Source organism: Magnetococcus sp. PR-3, from assembly GCF_036689865.1.
In the GTDB taxonomy this organism is placed as follows: Bacteria; Pseudomonadota; Magnetococcia; order Magnetococcales; family Magnetococcaceae; genus Magnetococcus.
In genome coordinates, this window is record NZ_JBAHUQ010000064.1 from 1 (window position 1) to 5,095 (window position 5,095).

Sequence of the window (5,095 nt, forward strand, 5' to 3'; positions counted from 1 at the left end):
TAGTATAAGGATTTCCGGCGGTGTCCTACTTTCCCACGACTTAAGCCGCAGTATCATCGGCGCTAAGGGTCTTAACTTCCGAGTTCGGGATGGGATCGGGTGTGACTCCCTCGCTATTGCTACCGGAAATCCTTATCTTTGGGGCCATCGCCAACGCGTAGTTGGGGGCCGATATGTGCTGAATCCGACCAAGCTTATAGAGCTATGGTGGTCTCGGACAACTGAGGGGAATGGGCAGCAGCGGTATATAATATAGAAGTCAGTGGATCGATTAGTACAGGTTAGCTACATGGGTTGCCCCACTTCCACATCCTGCCTATCAACGTGGTGGTCTTCCACGGATCTCATAGGGAAAGTTCATCTCGAGGTGGGCTTCCCGCTTAGATGCTTTCAGCGGTTATCCCTTCCAAGCGTAGCTACCGGGCGATGCCGTTGGCACGACAACCCGAACACCAGAGGCTTGTCCACTCCGGTCCTCTCGTACTAGGAGCAGCTCCTCTCAACTTTCCAAACGCCCACGGCAGATAGGGACCGAACTGTCTCACGACGTTCTGAACCCAGCTCGCGTACCGCTTTAATTGGCGAACAGCCAAACCCTTGGGACCGACTACAGCCCCAGGATGCGATGAGCCGACATCGAGGTGCCAAACCTCCCCGTCGATGTGAACTCTTGGGGGAGATCAGCCTGTTATCCCCGGAGTACCTTTTATCCGTTGAGCGACGACCCTTCCTCTCGGAATCGCCGGATCACTATGACCTACTTTCGTACCTGCTCGACTTGTCAGTCTCACAGTCAGGCTCGCTTATGCCATTGCACTCTACGGTTGATTTCCAACCAACCTGAGCGAACCATCGTGCGCCTCCGTTACTGTTTAGGAGGCGACCGCCCCAGTCAAACTACCCACCATGCACTGTCCTGACACCGGATAACGGTGCGCAGTTAGATACCAAAGAGAGTCAGGGTGGTATTTCAAGGTTGGCTCCACCTGAGCTGGCGCCCAAGTTTCAAAGCCTCCCACCTATCCTACACAAACTGTCTCTAGTACCAATGCAAAGCTATAGTAAAGGTTCACGGGGTCTTTCCGTCTTGCCGCGGGTATGCTGCATCTTCACAGCAAATTCAATTTCACTGAGTCTCTGATAGAGACAGCGGGGAAGTCGTTACGCCATTCGTGCAGGTCGGAACTTACCCGACAAGGAATTTCGCTACCTTAGGACCGTTATAGTTACGGCCGCCGTTTACTGGGGCTTCGATTCGGAGCTTGCACCCTTCCTCTTAACCTTCCAGCACCGGGCAGGCGTCAGACCCTATACTTCATCTTGCGATTTAGCAGAGTCCTATGTTTTTGGTAAACAGTCGCTCCCCCCTGGTCACTGCGGCCCCCTTCTGCTCCAGTCGTAAAGACTTTCACATACAAGGGGCACCCCTTCTCCCGAAGTTACGGGGCTATTTTGCCGAGTTCCTTTACCAGAGTTCTCTCACACGCCTTAGAATTCTCATCCCACCCACCTGTGTCGGTTTGGGGTACGGTCTCTCTTAACCTGAAGCTTAGAGGCTTTTCTTGGAAGCATGGAATCAATCAGTTCGCCAAGTGGCTCCACATCGTATCTCAGCCTTAAAGTCCGCCGGATTTACCTAACAGACCAGCCTACATACTTGTCCCGGGACAACCAACGCCCGGTAGATTTATCCTTCTCCGTCCCCCCATCGCAGTTAAAAGAGGTACAGGAATATTAACCTGTTTCCCATCGGTTACGCATCGTATGCCTCACCTTAGGGGCCGACTAACCCTACGCGGAATAGCCTTGCGTAGGAAACCTTGGGTTTTCGGCGACCAGGATTCTCACCTGGTTTGTCGTTACTCATGTCAGCATTCTCACTTCCGATACCTCCACCGCTCCTTTCGGTACGGCTTCAACGGCTTACGGAACGCTCTCCTACCATGCCTTGCGGCATCCATATCTTCGGTGCATACTTTGAGCCCCGTTATATTTTCGGCGCAGGACCACTCGACCAGTGAGCTATTACGCTTTCTTTAAAGGGTGGCTGCTTCTAAGCCAACCTCCTGGCTGTCAGGGCATTCCCACATCCTTTCCCACTTAAGTATGACTTGGGGACCTTAGATGATGGTCTGGGCTTTTTCCCTCTCGACTACGGACCTTAGCACCCGCAGTCTGTCTCCCGAACTATAACATGACCGGTATTCGGAGTTTGGTTAGGTTTGGTAAGGCTTTGGGCCCCCCTAGCCCATCCAGTGCTCTACCCCCGGCATGCCAATTCGAGGCACTACCTAAATAGTTTTCGGAGAGAACCAGCTATTTCCGAGTTTGTTTAGCCTTTCACTCCTACCCACAGTTCATCCCCCCATTTTTCAACATAGGTGGGTTCGGTCCTCCAGTGCATGTTACTGCACCTTCAACCTGACCATGGGTAGATCACTCGGTTTCGGGTCTAATCCACGAAACTTAACGCCCTATTCAGACTCGCTTTCGCTTCGCCTACACTTTCGATTAAGCTTGCTACGTAGATTAACTCGCTGACCCATTATACAAAAGGTACGCCGTCAGGCTTATCTTATAGCCCTCCGACTGCTTGTAAGCATACGGTTTCAGGTTCTATTTCACTCCCCTTATCGGGGTCCTTTTCACCTTTCCCTCACGGTACTGGTACACTATCGGTCGTCAAGTAGTATTTAGGCTTGGAGGGAGGTCCCCCCATGTTCAGACAGGATTTCACGTGTCCCGCCCTACTCATCGTAACCCACATACACGCCCTTTCGCCTAAAGGACTATCACCCACTATGGTTCCACTTTCCAGAGGATTTGGCTAAAACATGTATGTTTGATGTTACTGGCCTGTTCCCCGTTCGCTCGCCGCTACTAGGGGAATCTCAATTGATTTCTTTTCCTGCAGGTAATTAGATGTTTCAGTTCCCTGCGTTCGCTCTGATAGCCTATGTATTCAGCTAACAGTGATGGGATTTCATCCCACCGGGTTTCCCCATTCGGAAATCTCCGGGTCAAAGCCTGCTCGCGGCTCGCCGAAGCTTATCGCAACGTGCTACGTCCTTCATCGCCTCTTGACACCAAGGCATCCACCGTATGCCCTTCGTTTACTTCTACTACACTACTGTGTTTAACACAGCTACATACCCATTCCACTCAATTGTCAAAGATCACATCCACGATCAAAAAAAGCGCCAGTTCGTTAGAACTGTCGCCTCTCGTGAATTCGGTATCCATTGATGTGGGTTTCGGTGAAGAAGATCGGCTTGATCGACCTGGTAAGATGACTTGTGTTACTTAAGAGCACGCTCTTAAGTGACTGCATCAATCTCCCTAGAAAGGAGGTGATCCAGCCGCAGGTTCCCCTACGGCTACCTTGTTACGACTTCACCCCAGTCGCTGATCTTACCGTAGACAGCTCCCCCCTCGAAAGGTTAGGCCACCGGCTTCGGGTAAAACCAACTCCCATGGTGTGACGGGCGGTGTGTACAAGGCCCGGGAACGTATTCACCGCGGCATGCTGATCCGCGATTACTAGCGATTCCAACTTCATGGAGTCGAGTTGCAGACTCCAATCCGAACTGAGACGGACTTTATGAGATTCGCTCCACATTGCTGCTTCGCTGCCCTCTGTATCCGCCATTGTAGCACGTGTGTAGCCCTGCCCATAAGGGCCATGATGACTTGACGTCGTCCCCACCTTCCTCCGGCTTAACACCGGCAGTTCCTCTAGAGTGCCCAACTTAATGATGGCAACTAAAGGCAGGGGTTGCGCTCGTTGCGGGACTTAACCCAACATCTCACGACACGAGCTGACGACAGCCATGCAGCACCTGTCACTTGGTTCACCGAAGTGCACTCCTACGTCTCCGTAAGATTCCAAGGATGTCAAAAGCAGGTAAGGTTCTTCGCGTTGCATCGAATTAAACCACATGCTCCACCGCTTGTGCGGGCCCCCGTCAATTCCTTTGAGTTTTAACCTTGCGGCCGTACTCCCCAGGCGGAGTGCTTATCGCGTTAACTTCGTAGCCGCAGGGGTCGATACCCGCAACTACTAGCACTCATCGTTTACGGTGTGGACTACCAGGGTATCTAATCCTGTTCGCTACCCACACTTTCGCGCCTCAGCGTCAATATCGGCCCAGATGGCCGCCTTCGCCTCCGGTGTTCCTCCCCATATCTACGAATTTCACCTCTACACGGGGAATTCCACCATCCTCTACCGAATTCTAGTCTTCCAGTTTCAAAAGCAGTTTCGAGGTTGAGCCCCGAGATTTCACTTCTGACTTAGAAAACCGCCTACGCGCCCTTTACGCCCAGTGATTCCGAACAACGTTTGCCCCCTCCGTATTACCGCGGCTGCTGGCACGGAGTTAGCCGGAGCTTTTTCTGTAGGTACCGTCACTATCTTCCCTACTAAAAGAGCTTTACAACCCGAAGGCCTTCATCACTCACGTGGCATTGCTGCGTCAGGGTTTCCCCCATTGCGCAATATTCCCCACTGCTGCCTCCCGTAGGAGTCTGGACCGTGTCTCAGTTCCAGTGTGGCTGATCATCCTCTCAGACCAGCTATGGATCGTCGGCTTGGTAGGCCTTTACCCCACCAACTACCTAATCCAACGCGGACTCCTCCAAATGCGGCCGAAGCCTTTCCCCCGTAGGGATTATGCGGTATTAGCAGTCGTTTCCAACTGTTGTCCCCCACATCTGGGTAGATATCCACGCGTTACTCACCCGTGCGCCACTCGTCAGCCAGTGCAAGCACTGCTGTTACCGTTCGACTTGCATGTGTTAAGCATGCCACCAACGTTCGTTCTGAGCCAGGATCAAACTCTCCACACAAAACACACTAAACGTGTGAAAGATTTAATCCTAAATTTTACTTCTTACTGCAAGAACGTAAACTCAATTTCATTGAAAGAGTTTCGTTTTTGGCTGTATCAAACTTCACAACCTCATCCGAAACCCACACCAATGGATACCAATTTATCAAAGATCGTGGCAGTCTCTTAGCTCGCCTAAGCTCACTAGAGCCACCCTGCGCCATTGCGCTTACCCCCTCTGGGGCTGCCCTTCCGGGCCGTGTTTT

At 52.0% G+C, this 5,095-nt stretch carries 3 rRNA genes; all 3 read right to left on the reverse strand.

Annotated elements, in window-relative coordinates:
• Positions 1 to 12: 12 nt before the first annotated feature.
• Positions 13 to 127: ribosomal RNA gene (gene rrf / locus V5T57_RS20370) — 5S ribosomal RNA — on the reverse strand.
• Positions 128 to 250: 123 nt separating this feature from the next.
• Positions 251 to 3,123, reverse strand: a 23S ribosomal RNA gene (locus V5T57_RS20375).
• A gap of 220 nt (positions 3,124 to 3,343) precedes the next feature.
• Positions 3,344 to 4,848, reverse strand: a 16S ribosomal RNA gene (locus tag V5T57_RS20380).
• Together the 16S, 23S and 5S rRNA genes form the textbook arrangement of a ribosomal RNA operon.
• Positions 4,849 to 5,095: the final 247 nt, after the last annotated feature.